This window comes from Hymenobacter canadensis, assembly GCF_027359925.1.
In the GTDB taxonomy this organism is placed as follows: domain Bacteria; phylum Bacteroidota; class Bacteroidia; order Cytophagales; family Hymenobacteraceae; genus Hymenobacter; species Hymenobacter canadensis.
The window spans coordinates 3,710,251-3,731,200 of record NZ_CP114767.1 but is presented as its reverse complement, the minus strand read 5'-3'; the positions used below and the strand labels follow the sequence as shown (position 1 = coordinate 3,731,200).

The window sequence follows — 20,950 nt, the reverse complement described above, 5'->3', positions numbered from 1 at the left end:
GCGCTGGCTTTTGCTATTTCGCCGGGGGCCACTCCAGCCAGAAAAAATGGTCCTTGTACATCGCCCAAGTGGTATCGCAGCAGTGGAGAATGCCGCGGTAGTACTGCCAAGTTTGGGTGAGATTGAGCAAAATGCACAGCAGCAGCACGAAAGTCACACCGTAGAGCAAGGCGTAAGAGCGGCGGCAGCGGTCGAATACGCTGGCCAGCGGCAGCGCCAGCAGCGGATACAGACTGATCAGCGGGCGCTGGCTGAAGCTGCCTCCGTAGCCCCAGTCCCACCACGACCATGTGACGTAGAGCACCAGCGGCAGCAGCAGCAGCAGCACCGGCAGCGCGGCCCGTACCTGCCGCCGCAGCATCCCTATTCCGAGTAAGGCCAGCCCCATAATCGGGGTGTAAATCAGCCAGCCTTTACGCGGATTGAAAAGACCATCCAGTAGATGCGGGTGGCGGAAATCGAACTTTTCGTTGGGGTAAGAGTCGATAAACCAGGCACCGCCTACGCTGTGCCAGAACCAGGGCTGCACCAGCAGCAGTGCCCCGGCTATGCCGGCTACCAGCCCAATCTGGGCGCGGTGCTGCCAGAGCTGCCGGGCCCGCTCCCGTACTGCCGCCCATGAGGTAAGCCCCCAAAGCGCCGGCACCAGCACCATCCAGAGCTCCGTTACGCGTACCAGCCCAAGCAGGCCCAGCACCACCCCCAGCAACGCGGCATCAAGCCAACGAAAAGCCGACAACCACCTGACCGTGAGCAACACCAGCGCGGCATTGAGCAGAAACAAGATGCCGTGCGACATCGGGGACTCATAGGTGGCGTAGCAGAAAAAATTGGTTGCCAACCCCACGGCCAGGACGGTCAGCGCCACGGTAGTATCGTCGAAGAACCGGCGTAGCACAACCCGCAACAGCCACAAGCCCAGCATAGCGTAGCTGAGGCAGACCAAGACCAGGGACTTTTGGTAAAGCGGAGAATAGCCATCATTCACCGCTCCTGATGCAGTGGCAATACCGTGCGCCAGAAAAAACGCTGGCGCATAAAACAGCGACATTCCCAGCGAATACTTCATCACCTGCCGGCCGTTGGGAGCAGGCACTAGGCCGTAGCGGCTGTCGAGGTCGGGGCGGTATTGGGCGCGCACGGCGGCCGTGTAGGTGCCGTCGCCCACGTCATCGTAAATGAAATGACTGGACAGGTACTGATAGTAACCGGCCATGTCCCATATCAGCACGTCGTGTGCATCCCATTTGCGGGCCTGAAATACGGTTAGCAGTGCCAGCACCACAATCAGCAGATAGGAGGCAAGTGACTTCATAAGCGCAAAGAACCAGAGGCCACCATCAATAGAAGCGGCGGCAACATACTATGGATATACAGGTGTGCCTGGGCTCAAGGTGTAGCCAATAGCCCTAAAGAACGAACAAAACGAGCGTTGCTGACAACAAAACGGCTCTTTGGGAATGGCTCAATACCAACCCCAAAGAGCCGCTTCGCTCCTGCACGCAAGGGCTGCTACTCGCTTTTGCTGATAATCAGGTCATCGATGTAGGCGGCTTCGGCGGCTCCGGTACGCCACAGATACACGCTGATTTTATTGGCGTAAGTGATGTTGTCGGGCAAGGTTATTTCCTTCTCTACTTCCACCCACTTGTTGAACGATTTCACCTGGTCGGTCAGCTTCACGGCCTCCCAGACAATGGGTTTTGCGGCCGGATTGGCAGGGTCCGTTATCTGCGCCACCAGTACGGCTTCGGTTTTGCCGCTGGGCAGGTTCACCCAGGCCTGCACTTTAATCTTGCGCAGCTTGCTGGCGCTGAGCTTGCCCAGCAGGTTGCTGTAGCCCATGCTATACTCTACGGCTGGGCCTACTTTCAGTGCGTAGCGGCCAGAATGCGCTTTTTCTTTGGTCAGGGAGTTTGGCGTGTTGTCGCCCATCCAGCCGTCCACCGATTCGAAGTCGTTGCCGGCAAGTTGATTGGCCGGCAGTTCCGCCGTTTTATCGCCGCAGGAGGCCATGCTCACTGCCAAAAGCGCGTACAGCAGTTTTTTCATAAAAAGGAGACAAAAAGTAATTGTGGACCCAAAACTAGCGGAAAATACGCAGCCTGCCAGCAGATGCTACCGGGATTCAGCCACGGCAGGAGCGGGTTCCTTCAGACACAAAATAATCCAGACCGATAGAAAAGGCACCAGCAATAGCAGGTTGTCGTAGGGAACCTGAATAAAGGCGTAGAAAAAGGTCAGATTCAGTTTCAGGGCCAGCAGGGCCAGATGCCGGTAGTCGAGGGTGAGCCGGGCACGGGTGAGCCAGTACCAGGCGGCTACCGCGGCCACCGAGCCCACCGAAAGGACCATATGCACCAGCCGGAGCAGATTGATGCGGGTGGCAAAGTCGCCGGGGGCATAGGTGTAGAACAGGCTGGCCAGCCCTATCCCCCGGAACAACTGCGCCGGGTGGCCCTGTTCATTCAGGTTGTTCTGCCACTCTGCTACCGCCGCCGCCGTGTAGGCCCCCTGCCCTTTCATGAAAGCCGACCAGTCGGCTGACAGAAACGGCAGTATATAAATCCCCAGAATGCCCAATGCCACCAGCGCCGCCAGCCAGAAAGCCCGCTTAGGTCCCTCGTGCCGATAAATGAGCCACAGGTAGAACGGCACCCAGAACAGCAGCGAAAACCGGGACAGCAGGCACAGCACCAGCCCTACGGCCCGCAGCAGAGTAGACTGGCTCAGCACTCCGGCGGCCAGAATGAAGTAGTACCCGATGATCATCGTCTCGATAGACAAGCCCAGAATGTGCGTGTCGTGCCCCAGCAGCGGCCAGAACAGCAGCAGCGGCAGCAGCAGCTTGGCAACCCCACCGTAGAACGAAGGCCGGGTAGCAGCCAGGCGGTAGGCGTAGAGCAGTGCCCCCAGGCCCAGCACCCACAGTCCCAGCCACCGGTAATCCACGTTCAGCGCGTCGGGCAGCAGATACGGCAGCCACATCATCGGCAGATAGGTCGGCGACAGATCATACCCGAATTCGGTGATGAGCGCATACACTGGCTCGCCGTTCTGCAGGCGCCGCAGGTACACCTCTATGGACGGCAGCACGTCCGACATTTTCACGTCTACCGGATACTGCTCGATGATTTCGCGCACCCGCGGATAGAGGGCCACGGCCAGCAGCCCCATAGCCGCTACATATGCCCAGCGGAGGCCATTACGGCCCGGTTGCTGGCTGCCCAGCAGATACGGTTGCCCACGCAGGGCCCGCCATGCGGCCACCGTAAACAGCACCGATGCCCCCGCATACAGCACGGGGCTCACCAGCGGCCCAAAGGCATTGCGACTGTAGAAAAACAGCAGTAGTTCGGCGGCGAAAGCAGCCAGTACGAGTACAGTCTGAGCAGATGAAGGGCGAGCGGTATTGGGCACCATGGTGGGCAGGCTTCTACTAGCGAGGGGGCAAGATTACTAACTTTGTCGCAGTTATGGCCTACGCCGCCGCCAAGCCAGTATCTTTATGCCTTCGCACTCATTGCCGATTATATGGACCTTACATATGAGCAGAAGTATCATCAACTGGAGGAACAACACTGGTGGTTTACAGGCCGCCGCGACGCTGTTCGTAAGCTGATTAATAGTCTGCGCATTCCTGCTACGGCCGATATCCTGGAAATTGGATGTTCAGCCGGGCCGCTACAGCAAATTCTCCAGGCAGACGGATATCAGCACCTTACAGGCATTGATATCAGTGAAAAAGCCATTTCTCTGGCGCGGCAGCGCGGTGTTGCCAACGTATCAGTAATGGATGGGGCGCGGCTGGACTTTGCGGATGCCTCCTTCGATCTGCTGATTGCCTCCGACGTACTCGAGCACATCGAGGACGAAGCCCGGGCCGTGCGCGAATGGCACCGGGTGCTGCGGCCCGGCGGCCGCATGATTGTGTTTGTGCCGGCCTTTCAGATACTCTGGACCCGCCACGACGAGGTAAACCACCACTTTCGGCGCTACACGGGCGGGCACCTGCGCCGCGTGCTGCAGCAGGCTGGCCTGCAGCTGGAACGCACTTCCTACTGGAACTCGGCGCTGTTTTTCCCTACTACAGCCGTGCGGCTGCTGCAGCGAATGCTGGTCAGCTCCCGCCCCGACCCTAACTACACCGGCGACCTGAAGCAGCTGCCGCCTTGGCTGAACGGCCTGCTCAGCCAGCTGCTCAAAACCGAAAACACTATTTTACAGCACCTGCCGCTGCCGGTGGGTGTCAGCGTGTTTGCCATTGCCCGCAAGCCCTAGCGCCGCGCCCGCCCCCTTCCCCACCCCTGCCCTGCTCCCCGTGGATCTGTCCGTCATCATCCCCATCTACAACGAAGAAGCCAACATCCCGACGCTCTACGAGCGGCTGCGCGGGGTGCTGGATCCGATGGGGCTGCGCTACGAGTTTATCTTCATCAACGATGGCTCGCGGGACAAGTCGCTGCAGCTGGTGCAGACGCTGGCTTTGCGCGACGAGCGGGTGCGCTTCATTGATTTCAGCCGCAACTTCGGGCACCAGATTGCCGTGACGGCCGGCCTGGATCTGTCCGTGGGTGAGGCCGTGGTCATCATTGATGCCGACCTGCAGGACCCGCCCGAGCTGATTGTGCCGCTCTACCAGAAGCTGCGCGAAGGCTACGAGGTGGTGTACGCCAAGCGCCGCTCGCGGCAGGGTGAAAGCGCTGCCAAAAAGCTTACGGCCAAGCTGTTTTACCGGATTCTGGCCAGCATCACCAACATTTCTATTCCGGTGGACACCGGCGACTTCCGCATCATCTCGCGCAAGGTGGTGGATGCGCTCAAGCAGATGCCGGAGCAGAACAAGTTCATCCGGGGCCAGATTTCCTGGATCGGCTACCGCCAGACCTACATCGAATACGACCGGGCCGAGCGGGCCGGCGGCGAAACCGGCTACACCTACCGCAAGATGATCCGGCTGGCCCTGGACGGCATCACCGGCTTCTCCGATGCGCCGCTCAAGGCCGCCACCATCGGGGGCTTTCTGGTGTCGGGGGTGGCTTTCATGGTGATGCTGTACACGCTGTACGCGCGCTTCGTGAGCGGCGACTATCAGCCGGGCTGGGCCTCACTGATGGTGAGCATCCTGTTTCTGGGCGGCGTGCAGCTCATTGCAGTGGGCATCATCGGCGAGTACATTGCGCGCCTCTCGGCCAACGTGCGCCAGCGCCCGCTCTACATCATCTCCGATACCAACATCACCCCCCCCCCCGCACACTGACAAGCAGTTGCGGTAGGCTAAAGATACAGCACGTCATGCTGAGCTTATCGAAGCATCTTTACCGCTTCGTTGCACCACCACTAGCACCGTCAGCACGCGAGATTCCTCGCGCTGCTCGGAATAACGTGCCAACGACGCGGTAGAGATGCTTCGGCAAGCTCAGCATGACGTTCTACTTATCCCTCTTCCGCGGCGCCAGCACCACGTAGCCGTCGGGAAAGCGCTGCTCGGCGTAGTCCGGAAATATGGCGCGCAGGTAGCGGTGGGCGGGGCCGTCGCGCCAGGCGGGACTGACAAGCACGGCGGCGGGCTGGTAGTGCTGCCGGAACCGGGCCGCGGCCGTTGCGGAAGGCTCGGCAAACAGCGTATCTGCGGGGGCGCGCTGCAGCGCCAGCAGGGCGTGCACCACAGTATCAGCCTCGAAGCGGGCAAACTGCTCGGCCCCGACGCGTGAGATGTAGGCGGAGGGCAGCTTCTTGCGGTAGTAAGGCTGGTGCAGGAAGCTGCGCAGCTCCACTTTGCCGAGCTGGCGGTAGCCATCCACCAACCCAAACGGCACCGTGAACAGGGCCTCGCCGGGCAGCGCCGCCACCGCCCGGTAGGCCGCCGGCATCTGCCGGGACGAGTCCAGCGGCGGCGAAACGGGCCAGAACTCTACCAGCACGACAAGCACCAGCGCCCCGCTCAGCAGCGCGCGCAACACCGGGCGGCGCGAAGCATCCCAGGCGGCTTCCAGGACCCCGAACCCCACGATGGGCAGCAGCAGCGTCACCATCAGCACCCAGCGCGTGGGGCAGCGGATGTTGTTGAAGAACGGTACGAAATGCAGCAGGCCGTTGGGCAGATTCAGTTTGACGTGGCCCAGCACCCGCAGCGCCGGCAGCGTGAGCAGCACGAAGAACAGCAGCACCCACGCCAGCGGCCGGCCCTGGTGGTCGAGGTGGCGCACGGAGGCCGGCCGGCGCGGCCACAGAGCCGCCAGCGCGCACACCAGTGGCACGGCGTAGCCCAGGAACATCACGTTTTCAACGGAGCCCGGCATGTTGAACACCTTTGGATTGTGGTAGATCTGCCGGGCCCAGTCGAAGTTCAGCCAGCGGCTGTTGTCGGCCGGAATGAAGTAGCTGGCCAAGTCGCCGCCCCACCAGAAGCCGGCGTTGTCGGGCACGTCGCGCAGGCGCATGAGCCGAATGACGAGGTGGCTGACGACCAGTACGGCGGCCAGAATCAGCCAGGGGCGGCGGTGGCGCCAGTTGATGCTGCCCAGCTTCAGCCAGAACCAGGCGGCATAGGCCAGCGAGAAGTAGAGCAGCGCAAACAGCACGTAATAGTCGCTGAATAGCGTGACGATGCCCAGCACGAAGCAGGCCGCCACGGCTTTCCAGCTGCGCACCTGCGGCCAGAACCGGCCCTGCTCAAACCGAAAGGCGTTCAGAAAAGCCAGCAGGTAAAACGGCACCGTGGCCGTGAGCACCAGATCAAAATGATAAGGCAGCCGCACGGTTTTGTAGGGCGAAAACGCGAAGAACAACCCCGCCAGCCACGCCAGCGCCGGCTGCCGCAGCCAGCGCCGCGCCAGCAGCCACGCCCCCGCCCCCGACAGCGCATACTCGGCGGCCAGCGTGAGGTTGAGGGCCAGCATTTCGTTGCCGATCAGCACATTGACCATGCCCACCACCGGAATGTAGGTGTGCAGCCACAGCCCCGCCCCCTCCGGATAAAGCAGCCAAGTGGAGTAGAACGGGTTGTGCCCGGCCAGCACCTGCTCGCGGAAATGCCACACGTTCCAGAGCTGCATGTAGCCATCCTGGTCGGCGAAGGCGGGGAAGGCGGTGCTCAGGTGCGCGGCCAGCGGCCAGGTCCAGGCTACGAATACGGCCAGATAGGAAGCCACTACCAGCGCCAGCCGCCAGCCGGATGTTGCGTGAGGCATACAGATGCAGAATTCAGCGAAAAAGATAACTGGCCGGCCCACAGCCGGGGCGGGCAAAGGTAGCCGTTGCCGGCTAAGTCGTACCTTTTCGGGCGTTCCTGCTGCTTCGCTATGCTTCACCTCCAGAACTATCTCAACGGCCAGCTGGTGCCGCCCGCCGCCGGTCGCTACCTGCCCAACCTCGAGCCCGCCACCGGCGAGGTGTTCAGCTACCTGCCCGATTCCGACGCCGAAGACGTGGCCCGCGCCACCGCCGCCGCCGAGGCGGCGCTGCCCGCTTGGCGCCGGCTGCCGGCCGAAGACCGGGGCCGGCTGCTGGTGCGCATTTCGGAGCTGATTGAGCGTGACCTGGAGCGCCTGGCCCAGGCCGAAAGCCAGGACAACGGCAAGCCCGTCAGCTTGGCCCGCACCGTAGACATCCCGCGCGCGGCCAGCAACTTCGCCTTTTTCGGCACAGCCGCCCAGCACTTTGCCTCCGAAACCCACTTCCAGGAAGGCGTGGCCCTGAACTACACCGTGCGGCATCCGCTGGGCGTGGTGGGCTGCATTTCGCCCTGGAATCTGCCGCTGTATTTGTTTACCTGGAAGATTGCGCCGGCGCTGGCGGCCGGGTGCACGGTGGTGGCCAAACCCTCGGAAATCACGCCCTACACGGCGTTTCTGCTGAGTGAGCTGTGCATAGAGGTCGGGCTGCCGGCGGGCGTGCTCAACATCGTGCACGGCACGGGGCCGGGCGCGGGCCAGCCCATCATCGAGCACCCGGGCATCAAGGGCATCAGCTTCACGGGCGGCACCAAAACCGGCGAGCAGATTGCCCGCACCGCCGCGCCCATGTTCAAGAAACTCTCGCTGGAGCTGGGCGGCAAAAACCCCAATATCGTCTTCGCCGACTGCGACCTGGCCGAGACCGTGCGCACCAGCCTGCGCAGCAGCTTCGCCAACCAGGGCCAGATCTGTTTGTGCGGCTCGCGCATCTTTATTGAGCGTAGCATCTACGAGCAGTTCAAAACTGATTTCCTGGCGGGCGTGGCAGACCTGACCGTGGCCGACCCGCAGCTGGAAACCAGCCGACAAGGGGCTTTGGTGAGTGAGGCACATTTGCAGAAAGTACTGTGCTACATTGCGCTGGCCCACGCAGAAGGCGGCACCCTGCTGGCCGGCGGGCAGCGCGTAATGCTGGATGGCCGCTGCACCAACGGCTACTTCCTGCAGCCCACCGTGTTCGAGGGCCTCGCGCCCGACTGCCGCGTCAACCGCGAGGAAATCTTTGGCCCCGTGGTCACGCTCACGCCCTTCGACACCGAAGAAGAAGTGCTAACCTGGGCCAACGGCACCGACTACGGCCTGGCCGCCACCATCTGGACCCGCGACCTGAACCGGGCGCACCGCGTGGCGCACCAGCTGCACAGCGGCATCGTCTGGATCAACACCTGGCTGCACCGCGACCTGCGCACGCCGTTCGGCGGCATGAAGAACTCCGGTGTGGGCCGCGAAGGCGGGTTGGAGGCGCTGCGCTTCTTCACGGAGGCGCAGAGCATTACGGTGAAGCTGTAACGCGAAAGTCCGTTTCGCGACGAACACCGCGAGTATCCGGCATTGACTCAGGCGGCACGGTACCGGTTACTCGCGTTGCTCGTCGCGAAATGGAATTTCGCGTTACAGCTCTACGCTGGCATATACATCGGTCAGCGGGACGCGGCAGGCGATGCTGTCCAGTTCCAGTATGGTGTTGCGGTCGGAGGTTTCGGTGAGAATCCAGCGGCCCAGCTCGTCGCGGGTGTGCAGCTCGGCGTGGATGGTTTGCGAATCCAGGAGCAGGTATTGGCGGAGGCTGGGAATCTGCCGGTACAGGAAAAATTTGTCGCCCCGGTCGTTGCTTTTCGTGGAAGCCGACAGCACTTCCACCAGCAGGGTGGGGTTGAGCAGCGTGTCGGGCTTCATTTGGTCCTGAAACTCCCGCGGGCCGCATACCACCGTCAGATCCGGATAGACGAACGTGGTTTCGCTGAGCACTTGCACCCGCTGGTCGCTGCCAACCACGGTGCACGATTTACCTTTTAGCTGCGCGTGCAGCTCAGCACCCAAATTCATGCATATCTGATTGTGGGCGAAACTGGCGCCCGACATGGCGCGGATATCCCCGTTCCAGTATTCGTGCTTGTGTTCGGCTTTGCGCTCCGCTTCCAGGTAGTCTTCGGGCGAAACGTAGGTGAGTGGCGAGGCGGGAAGTCCCATGAGTCAGCAGATTAGGTGCCTGCAAGATACTGCTTGTGCGCTTGCAGTTACAGCCGCTCCAAGCGCCGTTCCAGCTCGTCCAGCGTGACTTCCTGAAACTCCAGCGGGTCGGGCTCCTGGCCGGTGGTGGTTTCCTGCCAGGCTAGGTAGGGCGTGCCGGCTTCGTAGCGCAGGCCGATGAGTACGGCGCGGCGGCCGGCCGGCACGTTGTCGAACTGGTAGCTGCCGCTGCCGGCCTCGGCGGCCAGGATGGTGGGCGTGGCGCCGCGCAGCACCAGCCGGACGGCAGTGCCGTCCGGCATGTTGGCGGAGGACGTTACGGACTCGGTGGCTTGCAGCGAGGTGGTGGCGCCGGTCTGCGGGCGGTCGGCGTTCAGCCAGCCCAGCTGGGCGCAGTGGAACACGTAGCGGTCCGTAGGTTCGGGCTCGGGGGCCGTGGGCTCGTCGGCGGGAAGGTCGGCGGCCAGGGCCTGCTCGGCGGTGGGGGTGCTGTCGGCGGTGGAGAGCTGGCCTTCGTTGAAAGAGAAGCGTACGGGCAGCATCATTTTCACCTTCACGAACTCGCCGTTGCGCTGGCCGGGCGTCCAGTGGCCGGAGGTCTGGCGGAGCACGCGCAGCACCTCTTCGTCGCAGCCGTGGCCGAGGCCGTAGAGCACTTTGGGGTTGAGCACCTTGCCGCCTTCATCCACCACAAACGAAGCAAACACCACGCCCTGCGTGCGGCTGGCCAGCGCCTGCTGCGGATACCGGATCAGGCGGTTGATGTCGGCGGGGCCGCTGCCGTAGGCGGGCATGGGGCGGGCATCGGTGTAGATGGTTTCGGCGGTTTCGAGGGTGGGGGCGGTGGTTTCGGGGGCCAGCTCCCAACGCACGGGGGCGGTGCCCTGGCCGTGGTAGAGGCGCATGTCGGGCAGGGGGCGGCCGTTGGCGGCGGGCAGCTCCAGGCGCACGGTGCGGCCGGCGGCAACCTGCAGGGGCTGGCCGTTTTGGGAGGCTTTCAGCAGCACCATGCCGGCCGTCTGGAGCGGCTGGCCGTCAGTGGTGGCGGTGCTGAGGTTGGTGAGCAGCATCTCGGCGGGCGTGAGGCACTCTTTCAGCTCCACCCACACGGGGCCGGTGGCCGCGCGTTGCTGGGCATCAACCAGCGTGCCGGCGCTGATGCGGACCACGGTGCCGGCGCGGCCACGCACTTCGGCGGCTTGGGTGGGGTCAATCTGGAAGTATTCGCTGGCTTTGCGGGCGACGTCGAACAGGGTGGCGTCGCCGGGCGGCGGCGCGTTGTCCTGGAGGCCGGCCGGGGCGCGGCGCACGCTGCGGTAGACGATGAGCGGGGCCGTGCGCGAGGTGGGCCGGGCCAGGCGGTGCCAGTCGCGGCGCACGGGGGTGGTATCGAGGGTGCCGACGGGGTCGGACAGGGAATCGAGGGCCAGGGAATCGGCCAGGGCGGGGGTACGCCGCTCGGTGGTAGCGGGCTGGTCGGGCTGGCAGGCCACGGCGGCCAGCAGCGTCAGGCCAAGCAGGAAAGAGGAAAGCCGGGGTATTCGCATTGCTAGGGGTCTACGCACAAACGAACAAAAGGCTAGGCTGCGTATGCGGAATAGAGGAGTTGATAGAAGGCTAAGCGTATTACTGGCTCAAGTATAGGTATTTACCCACGAAAGAATTGTGCTGACTATTGGTAGGTGGTATCTGGCAGGCGGTAGATGGTGTCTGGCAAGTGGTAGATGGTATCTGGCAGGCAGTAGATGGTGTCTGGCAGGTGGTAGATGGTATCTGGCAGGCAGTAGATGGCGTCTGGCAAGTGGTAGATGGTGTCTGGCAGGTGGTAGATGGTATCTGGCAGGCAGTGGATGGTATCTAACCAGTGGTGGATGATGGTTGACGTATTTGAGGCGCGAGTGATGCGGGCGGATTCGGGGCACAGCCCCTCAGGTGTAGGGCTCACTCGGCGTAGCCGAGCGAGTGCGGCGGTGGTTAACGTATCTGGGGCTGCGTCCCGTCGAGCGGTGGATGATGGGTGGCTCAGCAGGAACTACGTGGCGCGCTGGATGAAAAAGAGGCGTCAGGTGGTAAGTACAGGATTTGGGTTGGGCCGGCCGTGCACCCCGGTTTACCGTTCAAGACAACCAACACTTTCTTTTTCCTTCTTCATGGCTATCCAACCAAAAACCAAGGGTTTGGCGCACGTCGCCCTGCGTACCACCGACTTCGCCCGCGCCAAGGCGTTTTACCATGGCCTACTGGGCTTCCCCATCGCGCTTGAAACCCCCGAAATCCTGGGCTTTCTGGTAGGCACCATGTTCATCGGCTTCAAAAAGGCCGAGCCCACCCATCCCGGCGGTAACACCTTCACGCCTTTCAATGTGGGCCTCGACCATATTGCCATTGCCTGCGAAGACGAAGCCGAGCTGCACCGTGTAGCGGACGCCCTGCAAGCGGCCGGCGTGGAAAACACTGGCGTCAAGCAGGATACGGTGGGGCCAATGAAGTACGTGGCGTTCAAAGACCCTGACCGTATCGCCTGGGAGTTTTATATGGTTTAAGAGGCGGTTTGAGCTGGTGCTAAACGGTGTAGAGACGCAATCCTTTGCGTCTCATCGTTGAACAGGTGATTCCAATGCCAGCAAATTCAGCAAAGAGAAGCCCTCCAGTGGTAGGTTTTTGGCCTACTGCCGGAGGGCTGCTTGCTTAGGGTCGTTTTCAGCATTGAGAGGAAGGATTAGCTACGCTGTCCTTCGGGTGCTTCGCTTCGCTCGCAATGACAGGCTTGCCTACAAATTCTTCAGCACGAAATCGGTCATCTGGCGGTAGAGGTGCAGGCGGGTGGTGCCGCCGTAGATGCCGTGGTTGCGGTTGGGGTAGTAGAGGGTCTGGTAGTCTTTGTTGGCCTTGATCATGGCGTCGGTGAAGGCCACCGAGTTCTGGAAGTGCACGTTGTCGTCGCCGGTACCGTGGACGAGCAGGAGCTTGCCTTTGAGCTTGTCGGCGTGCTGTACGGGGGAGTTGTCGTCGTAGCCGGCGGGGTTTTCCTGAGGTGTTTTCAGGAACCGCTCGGTGTAAACGGTGTCGTAGTAGCGCCAGTTGGTGACGGGGGCCACGGAGATGCCCATCTTGAAGACGTCGGCGTTTTTGGTGAGGGCCAGGGCGGTCATGTAGCCGCCGAAGCTCCAGCCCCAGATGCCGATGCGGGCCTTATCGACGTAGGGCAGCGTGGCCAGGTAGCGGGCGCTGGCGGCCTGGTCGTCGGTTTCGAGCTTGCCGAGGTTGGCGTAGGTGCTTTTCTTGAACTGCGCGCCGCGGGCGCCGGTGCCGCGGTTGTCCACGCTCACGATGATGTAGCCCTGCTCGGCCAGCAGCTGGTGCCAGAGGTAGTTGGTGAAGGCAATGCCGCCGCCGGCGTCGTCCTTCACGGTCTGGGAGCCTGGACCGCCGTACACGTACATCAGCACGGGGTACTTCTTGCTGGCGTCGAAGTTGGCTGGCTTGAGCACGGAGGCGTTCAGCTCCACGCCTTCGGCCGTTTTGAAGTTGATGAACTCCAGCTTACCGAGGTTGTATTCGGTGAGTTTCTGGCGCAGCTTGGCGTTGTCTTCCAGCGTTTTCACCAGCTTGCCGTCCTGGCCGTTGCGCAGGCTAACTACCTGGGGCTGGCCGGCGTCGGAGCGGTAGTTGAGGTAGTAGCGGGTGTCGGCGCTCATGTTTACTACGTTGGTGCCGGGGCCGGCTTCGCTGAGGCGGGTTTTGCCCTTGCCTTTCAGATCCACGCGGTAGAGGTGGCGCTGCAGCGGCGAAGCTTCGGTGCTGGTGTAGTACACGAGGCCCTTTTTCTCATCGAAGCCGTCGATGCTGGTGATTTCCCAGGGGCCTTTGGTGAGTTGACGCACCAGCTTGCCGCCCATGGTGTAGAGGTAGAGGTGGCGGTAGCCGTCTTTTTCGCTGCTGAACAGGAATTCCTTGCCGCCCTGCAGGTAGCGCAGGTCGTCGTTGACTTCCACGTAGGCTTTGTCGGTGTCGGTGAGGACCACCTGGCTCTGGCCGGTTTTGGCGTTGGCGTGCAGGATTTCGAGCTTGTTCTGCAGGCGATTCATGCGCCGGATGCTGAGCAGGTCGGGCGTCTGGGTCCAGAGGATGCGCGGGATGTACTGGTCCTGCTCGGGGCCCACGTCCAGCTTGGTGGTTTTGGCGGCGGCCACATCGTAGGCCGAAACGCTCACGACGGAGTTTTTCTCGCCGGCTTTGGGGTATTTGTAGCGGTAGTCTTTGGGGTAGAGCGCGCCCCACTCCTGCATGTTGTACTCGGGCACCTGGCTTTCATCGAAGGTGTAGAAGGCCACGTAGCGCGAATCCGGCGACCATTGGAAGCCCTGCGCAAACTCGAACTCTTCCTCGTACACCCAGTCGGTGCCGCCGTTGATGATCCTGTTGAGCGCGCCATCGGTCGTGACGGCGGTTTCGCGCATGGTGGCGAGGTCGGTCACGAACAGGTTGTTGTCGCGCACGAAGGCCACGCGCTTGCCATCGGGCGAGAACGTGGCGTAGAGCTGCTTGCCGGGCGCCTGGCTCAGGGGCGTGAGCTGCTTGCTCTGGCGGTTGTAGATGTAGAACGTGGACTTGCTGGAGCGGCGGTAAATCGGCTCGGTGGCGGTGCTGAACAGCACCTGCTGCTCGTCGGCATTGAAGCTGTAGCCATCCACGGGCAGCGGCTGGGGCTGGCCGGGCAGCTGCAGGGCGGTGGCGGCCACCAGGGTTTGCACGGGCTGGCCGGTGGTCACGTCGTGCTGCACGAGGCTGCCCTCATCAAGCGAGGAGTAGAAGCGGCCGTCGTTCATCCAGTTGAAGCCGGGCACCGATTTGGCGGCAAACGTGCCTTTCTGCCAGATGTCTTCGAGGGTGATATTTTGTTTTTGCTGGGCCGAGGCGGTGGTCAGCAGGGCGGGAACCAGCGCGGGGCCGGCGGTGGCCAGCCACAGGGCCAGCGTGAAAGAGCGGAATTTCATGCAGAAGGAAAATGTCAGGGGAATCGGGACGTTAAGGTAGCCAATGGCGCGGGCTTGGTTGCACGGGCCACCCGGCAAAACCCGGCGGCGTGGCACATCCGCCCGAAACTCCGACCTTTACCGAACCTATGCGTCATCGTCTGCTTCCGCTTCTCGCCTCTCCCCTGCTGCTGGCCGGCTGCAACCCCGAGCCCAACCCCGGCCCGCGCATCGACCTGGTGGGCAGCACCACGCCGCCGCTGCTGAGCGCCAGCCGCAGCAGCACCGTACCTGCCGACACGTTCACAACCCGCGTGTTTGCCGAATCGCGCGACACCGTGAATGGCCCGGCCCTCACCCGCCTGCGCATCACCGTCGACTACTTCCGCAACCGCAACCCCTACATCTACCCCAATCCCTTTGACCCCGACCGGGTACCCACCGAAAAGGAGCCACTCGTGTACCTTGATTCGCTGCTGCCAGCGGGCAAGCGGGCGACGGTGTTTCAGTACACGGGCGGCACGCGCAGCACCTCGGGCAAGGAAACCTGGACTTTTCAGGTGGAAGACACCGAAGGCGCTTCCAACCAGCGCAGCTACCTGCTCACGCTCCGCAACGTCGACTCGCTGCTGACTTATCACCGCTACACGCTGCGGCTGCAGGCGCCGCTCACGCGCCAGTCGCGCAGCTACCTGGCGTTATCGGCGGGGCTGGCGCTGCCCGCGTTTGCGCTGGGCCCGCGCACCGCCCAGAACCGCGACTCCATCGACGTAGTGTATCTGCCGCTGGCGGCCGGCGCCCGGGCCCTGGCCGCCCCCGCCGACCCAGCCCTGACGCTTAGCAACTGGACCACCCGCCGCCGCACCGAGTTCCGGACCACCACCCTCGATGAGGCCGCCTTCACGGCCGCCGACAGCCCGCCGGAGCTGCTGGCCGCCTTCGCAGCCGGCGCGCCCCTCACCCCGAGCACCAACACCGGCGCGCTGGTCATCGGTCGCACCATTGCCTTCCGCACCGCCAGCAATAAGACCGGCCTGATCTACGTCGATGCGTTTCCGACGGCTCCCCGGGCGGCCGTGCAGCTGCGGGTACGCATCACCAAGTAGCTCGGAGCCAAACGCAACAAAGCCCCCGCACCAGGTAGTGCGAGGGCTTTGTTGTGTTTAACCACCAGCTCTCTAAAACAGGAAGCCGGCCGTAACAGTCGTGGTGAAGCGGGTGGCGTCGACGCTGACGACCGGCGTATTGTTGGTGCTCAGGGTATAGGGGCTATAGAACCGCTTGCTGGTACCGTACACGCCGGCTACGTCTAGGAAGAAGTTGTTCTGGCGGATGCCCGCGCCGCCCGTGTAGTAGTTCTGGGTGCGGTCGAAGTCGCTCTGCCGGTAGGCGTCGCCGTAGCGGGCGTAGCCGGCACGCAGCCGGAACACGTCGAGGCGCAGCTCGCCGCCCACCCGCACGTTCACGGCCGACTGGTACAGGCTCTTAATTGCCGTGTTGTCGGGGCCGAAGTCGTTGTCGACTTGGTTTTCGGACGTGTTGAGGCGGGCCTGGCTGTAGTTGACGTATTCCACATCGCCGGTTAAAAAACCATACTTGCCAATCACGGCCGTCACGCCGCCCGACGCCCGGAACGGCGACGTAAGCAAGTACTCAAACGGCGTGGCGCCGGTGCTGACCTCGCGGCTGGTGTAGCTCTGGTTACCTACCCGCACCGGCCGGTCGAAATTGGCACTCAATGCCGAGCTATAGGTTTCCGACAGCGTCGTCAGGGTAGGCGTCTGGATGGATGCCCCGAAGCGTACAGCGTCGTTGAAGCGGTAGATGGCCCCGATGCGGGCGTTGATGCCGTTGCCCCGCGTCTCCAGAATCTCGCGGTACGTGAGGCTGTTGAAGGCCGTGTTACCGTCGGGCGTGGCCTCCGAAGCCGTGAGCGTGCTGGTGGAGTTGTAGCGGGTGCTCACGATGCCGATAGCGCCGCCCACGTACAGCCGGTCGCGGTAGCTGGCACCATAGCCGAAGTCGAACTGGGTCTGGGAGCCGGTGGTCAGCACGGTTTCATCCTGCGTGAGTTGGCCGGTGTCTCCAAACGGCGTCGACAAGCCCAGTACACTGTCCTGCCGTTGGGCATTAGTGTAGAAGTAGTCGGTCAGGAGTGCACCATAAGCCAGACCATCCAGGTTTCTATACCCGCTGCTGAACTGCTGCTCGGCGTTGGCCACGCTGATTTCTGGGTCGTTGAAGCGCTGCAGGATATCCTGGCTGGGGTCGGGCTGGCCGCGGTACCGGAAGCGCTGGTTGTAGTCGTTGGTGCGGTTGAAGCCGATGGCAAACGTGCCGCCACGCCACGCATTGTTGTCGGTATCAGGCCGGCGCCGCACAAAGGCTGCTCCCAGACTGGCAATATGCAGGCTGTTGCGCGAGTCGGTGGTGGTGGTGCCGAAGCCGCTGGCATCGGTGTTGCCCAAACCCAGGCCCGGTGTAAAGCTGAACTCGGAGCGCTGGTAGAGGCCCAGGCCGGCCGGGTTCGTCACAAGGCTGCTCAGGTCGGCACCCACGGCCACATTGGCACCGCCAATACCGAGGGTGCGGGCCGTGCCGCTGGGCTGGGTCTGCGAGAAGCGCAGGGCATCTACTTGGTAGCCCTGGGCTACCTGTTGGGCAAAGCCGTAGCTGGCCTGGCCCGCAAAGGCCACGGCAAGCCAGTATTTCAGGTTTTTCATCTGAGGGAAAGGAAGGCGGCCGCCATGCGGCCCGTCACAGATTCAGTTTCAGAATGCAGCAGGCTGCTTAGTTCACGCGGCCCCGGCCGCCGCCGCCGCCACCGCCGCCACTGTTGCCACCGCCACCGGATGGGGGCGAGTAGCTGCGCGAAGGCTCCGAAGACCGGCTGGGGGCCTCGTAGCTACGCTGCGGGGCCTCAGCACGTTGGGCGCTGCGCTGAGGAGCCTCGTAGGTGCGCTGCGGAGAAGACCGGCGTACCGGCTGCTCCGACGACTGCCCGCTGCTGCCCTGCGACTGGCTCTGGCTGGAGATACTGCGGCTCCGGCCGCGCGACTGCGAGTAGTCGGTGGAGGGCTGCGGCTGAGCGGTGCTGCCGGCCCCGTCCTGGGCTACGCGCCAGCGGCGGCCTTCGTAGCTGCGGGTGGGCTGCTCCGTGGCGGCATCCTGCAGGGCCGGGCTCCGCGTGATACCCGTGTTGCGGTCGGGAACCGTCTGGCCGGCGGCTCCGTCGATGCCAAGGTCAGCATTGCGCGTGCCCCGTACGCCAGGCGTACCATTAGTAGCGCCGCTGGTAGCGGCATCAGTCATGCGCACATTGCGGCGGCCGGGCACAGAAGCGGGGTTGCTCCCCACCACATTGCCGGAAGTGTTGCCGCCCGGGGCCACCAGGCCACCTTCCGTGACGCGGCCCCGGCCTCCGCCAGTGCTCGTGCCCACGCTGGTGCCGGTACCGTTGCCGGTGCGGCCGGAGGTTACGGCTTCGGCGCTGCGGCTGCTCCGCGGGCCATAGCGCTGGTTTACCGTGCCGCCACCGCCGTTGCCGTAGAAGCCACCACCACCGTTGCCATAATAGCCACCGTTGTTGTAGTAGCCGCCGTAGCCGCTGCCATAGTAGCCGCCATATCCGCCACCATAGCCGTTATAGAAACCGTCGTAGTAGCCGCGGCCGTAGCCACCGTAGCGGTTCCAGCCCCAGGGCCGACCCCAGCCCCACGGGCTGCCAAAGCCAATATTGATATTGATGGCACTGCCATAGCCGTAGCCGCCGCCCCAGAAGGGGTCGTAGCCGCCATAGCCGTAGCTAGGCCCGCCATACCAGAAGGGGTCGGCGTAGATGAAGTCGTTGTAGCCGTAGCCGAAGCTGCTGTAGTACGGCTGGTGGAAACGCCGGATGCGCGAAGAATACGCAAAGTCGTCGTCGTAATACTCCGCGCCTTCGTCGGCGGTAGAAGTTGAGCTGCCTTGCTCCGTGTAATCAGGGTTCGTTAGCTCGTCGCGGGTGGCGGGCGTGGCCGCCGCTACCGCCGCCGCGCTTTGCGTGGTGCGGTCAGAGGAAGAATAATAGACGCCGTCGCTTTCCGTAGTGGAAAGCCCGGCGGTGCTTGCGCAACCTCCCAGCGTAAGCAGGGAGAAGGCAGGCAGCAGGGTAGAAAGGATTTTTTTCATGACGGCTAACGCAAAAAGGAGGCGGGCGAAAGAAAGGAGCTACTCAAACACCGAAGGCTTGCCTACACCAGCTGCAGACCGAGACGACAGGCTCCGGTTTAATAACGTAATTTGGCGGCGAAACGGTGCCGAAAAGCCTAACACAAATCTTGGGCCAAACCGGGAACTTTTTCAACTTACCAAAGATACCTGAAACATGAGCAAAAGTTTGCCCAAGCGGAGCGAGGATTATTCCCTGTGGTACAATGAGTTGGTGAAGCGCGCTGGCCTGGCCGAGAACTCTGCAGTACGAGGCTGCATGGTGATTAAGCCATACGGCTACGCCATCTGGGAGAAAATGCAGCGTACGCTCGACGATATGTTCAAGCGTACGGGCCATCAAAACGCTTATTTTCCGCTGTTTGTCCCTAAAAGTCTGTTCGAGGCGGAAGAAAAAAACGCCGAGGGTTTTGCCAAGGAATGCGCCGTAGTAACCCACTACCGCCTGCAGACTGACCCCGATAACCCCGGCAAGCTCCGCGTCGACCCCAACGCCAAGCTGGAAGAAGAGCTGGTAGTGCGCCCCACCTCGGAGGCCATCATCTGGAGCACCTACAAAGGCTGGATCCAGAGCTACCGCGACCTGCCGCTGCTCATCAACCAATGGGCCAACGTGGTACGCTGGGAAATGCGCACCCGCCTGTTTCTGCGCACCGCCGAGTTTCTGTGGCAGGAAGGCCACACCGCCCACGCCACCGCCGAGGAAGCCGTAGCCGAAACCCGCCAGATGCTGGAGGTGTACGCGCAGTTTGCCGAGGAATGGATGGCGCTGCCCGTAGTGAAGGGCGTGAAAACCGAGAATGAGCGGTTTGCCGGCGCCGAGGACACGTATTGCATCGAAGGACTGATGCAGGACGGCAAGGCCCTGCAGGCCGGCACGTCGCACTTCCTGGGCCAGAACTTCGCCAAGGCGTTCGATGTGCAGTTTCAAACCAAAGAAGGCGGCTTGGAGCACGTGTGGGGCACCAGCTGGGGCGTGAGCACGCGCCTGATGGGCGCCCTCGTAATGGCCCACTCCGATGACGAAGGCCTGGTGCTGCCGCCCAAGCTGGCTCCCATTCAGGTGGTCATCGTGCCCATCTACAAATCCGGCCAGCTTGATGAGCTGCTGGAGCGCATCCGCCCGATGCAGATGGGGCTGATTGAGCGCGGCATTTCGGTGAAAGTGGACGACCGCGACACCGAGCGCCCCGGCTACAAGTTTGCCGAGTGGGAGCTGAAAGGCGTGCCCGTACGTCTGGCCGTAGGCATGCGCGACCTCGACGCCGGCACCGTGGAAGTGGCCCGTCGCGACACCAAGGAAAAGATGAACCTACCCTTGGCCGACATCGTGAACAGCGTGGCCGCGCTGCTCGACGACATCCAGACCAACATCTACAACCGCGCCCACAAGTTCCGCGAGACGCACACGCACCGCGTCGACACCTACGAGCAGTTCAAGCAGGCGCTGGAAGGCGAAGGCGGCTTTGTGGTGGCCCACTGGGATGGCACCCCCGAAACCGAGGAGCGCATCAAGGAGGAAACCAAAGCCACCATCCGGTGCATGGCCCTCGCGGAACCCGACGAGGACGGCACCTGCATCCTGACCGGCAAGCCCAGCAAGCGCCGCGTGTACTTCGCCCGGGCATACTAAATCACGGATTCAACCGGATTTTTCGGATTCCACGGATTTCGTGGACGATTGCAAACACAAAGAGAGGCTTGCCGAATGGCAAGCCTCTCTTTGTTGTAGTGTGCTTGAAAGAAGCAAGTCAGCGCCGTCCGCGAAGTCCGTGAAATCCGTGCGAATCCGTGATACTGCGTATCTTTTCTGCGTTCTAACCCTCCCCTGCTATGGACTGGCTTACCGTTGCGCTGCTTCTGCTTTTCGGCCTGGTGTTTCTGGCGGCCGAAGTCATCTTCATTCCCGGCACTACGGTGGTGGGGCTGTTGGGCTTTGCGCTGCTGGCGGCCGGCGTCTGGTTTGCCTACCGTGACCTGGGCTCCGGCACCGGGCATGTGCTGCTGGCCTCGTCGGTGGTGGTGGCGGGGCTGCTGGTGTACGTGGGGCTGCGGCCCAAAAACCTGGCCCGCGTGGCCCTCAACGACGTGAACAGCGGCCACGTGCGCGACGCCCGCCTGCCCGACGTGCAGCCCGGTACCACCGGCCGCACGCTCTCGGCCCTGCGCCCGGCCGGCACCGTGCTATTCGCCGAAAACCGCCGCGAGGTGACTACCCGCGGTGAGTTTGTGGCAGCCGGCACCGAGGTGCGCGTGCTGCGCATCGAGCAAAACCGAATTGTGGTGGAAAGTGTAGCATAAGCTTTAGCTTGTGCCGCCGGCCGGCTTCTCCAACAC

General features: G+C 62.8%; 17 protein-coding genes. 7 read left to right on the top strand and 10 right to left on the bottom strand.

Going from position 1 to position 20,950, the window contains the following annotated elements; genetic code table 11:
* Window positions 1–13: 13 nt before the first annotated feature.
* The 3 genes from O3303_RS16005 to O3303_RS15995 form a co-directional block, all read right to left on the bottom strand.
* Window positions 14–1,315, bottom strand: coding sequence for a hypothetical protein (locus O3303_RS16005; protein ID WP_269559387.1), 1,302 nt, complete (start codon window positions 1,313–1,315; stop codon window positions 14–16).
* A gap of 197 nt (window positions 1,316–1,512) precedes the next feature.
* Window positions 1,513–2,052, bottom strand: a complete 540-nt coding sequence (locus O3303_RS16000; protein WP_269559386.1) for a carbohydrate binding domain-containing protein — start codon at window positions 2,050–2,052, stop codon at window positions 1,513–1,515.
* 66 nt (window positions 2,053–2,118) lie between these two features.
* Complete coding sequence (locus tag O3303_RS15995) at window positions 2,119–3,423, bottom strand: hypothetical protein (RefSeq protein ID WP_269559385.1); 1,305 nt, start codon at window positions 3,421–3,423, stop codon at window positions 2,119–2,121.
* 111 nt (window positions 3,424–3,534) lie between these two features.
* Here O3303_RS15995 and O3303_RS15990 point away from each other — a divergent pair, with 111 nt between their 5' ends.
* Window positions 3,535–4,281 carry a class I SAM-dependent methyltransferase gene (locus tag O3303_RS15990; RefSeq protein ID WP_269559384.1) on the top strand — a complete coding sequence of 249 codons (747 nt, stop codon included), beginning with the start codon at window positions 3,535–3,537 and terminating at the stop codon, window positions 4,279–4,281.
* Window positions 4,265–5,260: a glycosyltransferase family 2 protein gene (locus O3303_RS15985; RefSeq protein WP_269559383.1), complete on the top strand. Its 996-nt coding sequence runs from the start codon at window positions 4,265–4,267 to the stop codon at window positions 5,258–5,260. Before O3303_RS15990 ends, O3303_RS15985 begins: the two co-directional genes overlap by 17 nt.
* 172 nt (window positions 5,261–5,432) lie before the next feature.
* Here O3303_RS15985 and O3303_RS15980 read toward each other — a convergent pair whose 3' ends face one another.
* Window positions 5,433–7,193: a DUF6311 domain-containing protein gene (locus O3303_RS15980; RefSeq protein ID WP_269559382.1), complete on the bottom strand. Its 1,761-nt coding sequence runs from the start codon at window positions 7,191–7,193 to the stop codon at window positions 5,433–5,435.
* Between the two features lie 111 nt (window positions 7,194–7,304).
* On the opposite strand from O3303_RS15980, the gene O3303_RS15975 reads away from it, so the two are divergent.
* Entirely contained in the window at window positions 7,305–8,747 is a 1,443-nt protein-coding gene (locus tag O3303_RS15975) for an aldehyde dehydrogenase (RefSeq protein ID WP_269559381.1), read from the top strand.
* A 102-nt stretch (window positions 8,748–8,849) separates the two neighbouring features.
* On the opposite strand, the gene O3303_RS15970 is transcribed toward O3303_RS15975, so the two are convergent.
* The 3 genes from O3303_RS15970 to O3303_RS15960 all read right to left on the bottom strand — a co-directional run bounded on the left by O3303_RS15970 (window position 8,850) and on the right by O3303_RS15960 (window position 11,373).
* The gene (locus O3303_RS15970; RefSeq protein WP_269559380.1) at window positions 8,850–9,428 is read right to left on the bottom strand and encodes a Uma2 family endonuclease; all 579 of its coding nucleotides are present in this window, start codon (window positions 9,426–9,428) and stop codon (window positions 8,850–8,852) included.
* 47 nt (window positions 9,429–9,475) lie between these two features.
* Window positions 9,476–10,975, bottom strand: coding sequence for an energy transducer TonB (locus O3303_RS15965; RefSeq protein ID WP_269559379.1), 1,500 nt, complete (start codon window positions 10,973–10,975; stop codon window positions 9,476–9,478).
* A 125-nt stretch (window positions 10,976–11,100) separates the two neighbouring features.
* Window positions 11,101–11,373 carry a hypothetical protein gene (locus tag O3303_RS15960; protein ID WP_269559378.1) on the bottom strand — a complete coding sequence of 91 codons (273 nt, stop codon included), beginning with the start codon at window positions 11,371–11,373 and terminating at the stop codon, window positions 11,101–11,103.
* A gap of 205 nt (window positions 11,374–11,578) precedes the next feature.
* Here O3303_RS15960 and O3303_RS15955 point away from each other — a divergent pair, with 205 nt between their 5' ends.
* Window positions 11,579–11,971 (top strand): VOC family protein, encoded by a 393-nt coding sequence (locus O3303_RS15955; protein ID WP_269559377.1) that lies wholly within the window; start codon window positions 11,579–11,581, stop codon window positions 11,969–11,971.
* A gap of 228 nt (window positions 11,972–12,199) precedes the next feature.
* Here O3303_RS15955 and O3303_RS15950 read toward each other — a convergent pair whose 3' ends face one another.
* A complete protein-coding gene (locus O3303_RS15950; RefSeq protein ID WP_269559376.1) occupies window positions 12,200–14,425 on the bottom strand; it encodes a S9 family peptidase in 2,226 nt (741 codons plus the stop codon).
* Window positions 14,426–14,553: 128 nt separating this feature from the next.
* On the opposite strand from O3303_RS15950, the gene O3303_RS15945 reads away from it, so the two are divergent.
* A complete protein-coding gene (locus O3303_RS15945) occupies window positions 14,554–15,510 on the top strand; it encodes a hypothetical protein (protein WP_269559375.1) in 957 nt (318 codons plus the stop codon).
* 72 nt (window positions 15,511–15,582) lie between these two features.
* On the opposite strand, the gene O3303_RS15940 is transcribed toward O3303_RS15945, so the two are convergent.
* The gene (locus O3303_RS15940) at window positions 15,583–17,127 is read right to left on the bottom strand and encodes an OmpP1/FadL family transporter (RefSeq protein ID WP_269559374.1); all 1,545 of its coding nucleotides are present in this window, start codon (window positions 17,125–17,127) and stop codon (window positions 15,583–15,585) included.
* A gap of 67 nt (window positions 17,128–17,194) precedes the next feature.
* Window positions 17,195–18,574, bottom strand: a complete 1,380-nt coding sequence (locus O3303_RS15935; protein ID WP_269559373.1) for a hypothetical protein — start codon at window positions 18,572–18,574, stop codon at window positions 17,195–17,197.
* A 196-nt stretch (window positions 18,575–18,770) separates the two neighbouring features.
* On the opposite strand from O3303_RS15935, the gene proS reads away from it, so the two are divergent.
* On the top strand, window positions 18,771–20,246 hold the full coding sequence (gene proS, locus O3303_RS15930; RefSeq protein WP_269559372.1) for a proline--tRNA ligase: 1,476 nt from the start codon (window positions 18,771–18,773) through the stop codon (window positions 20,244–20,246).
* A 200-nt stretch (window positions 20,247–20,446) separates the two neighbouring features.
* Window positions 20,447–20,914: an NfeD family protein gene (locus O3303_RS15925; RefSeq protein WP_269559371.1), complete on the top strand. Its 468-nt coding sequence runs from the start codon at window positions 20,447–20,449 to the stop codon at window positions 20,912–20,914.
* Window positions 20,915–20,950 lie beyond the last annotated feature (36 nt).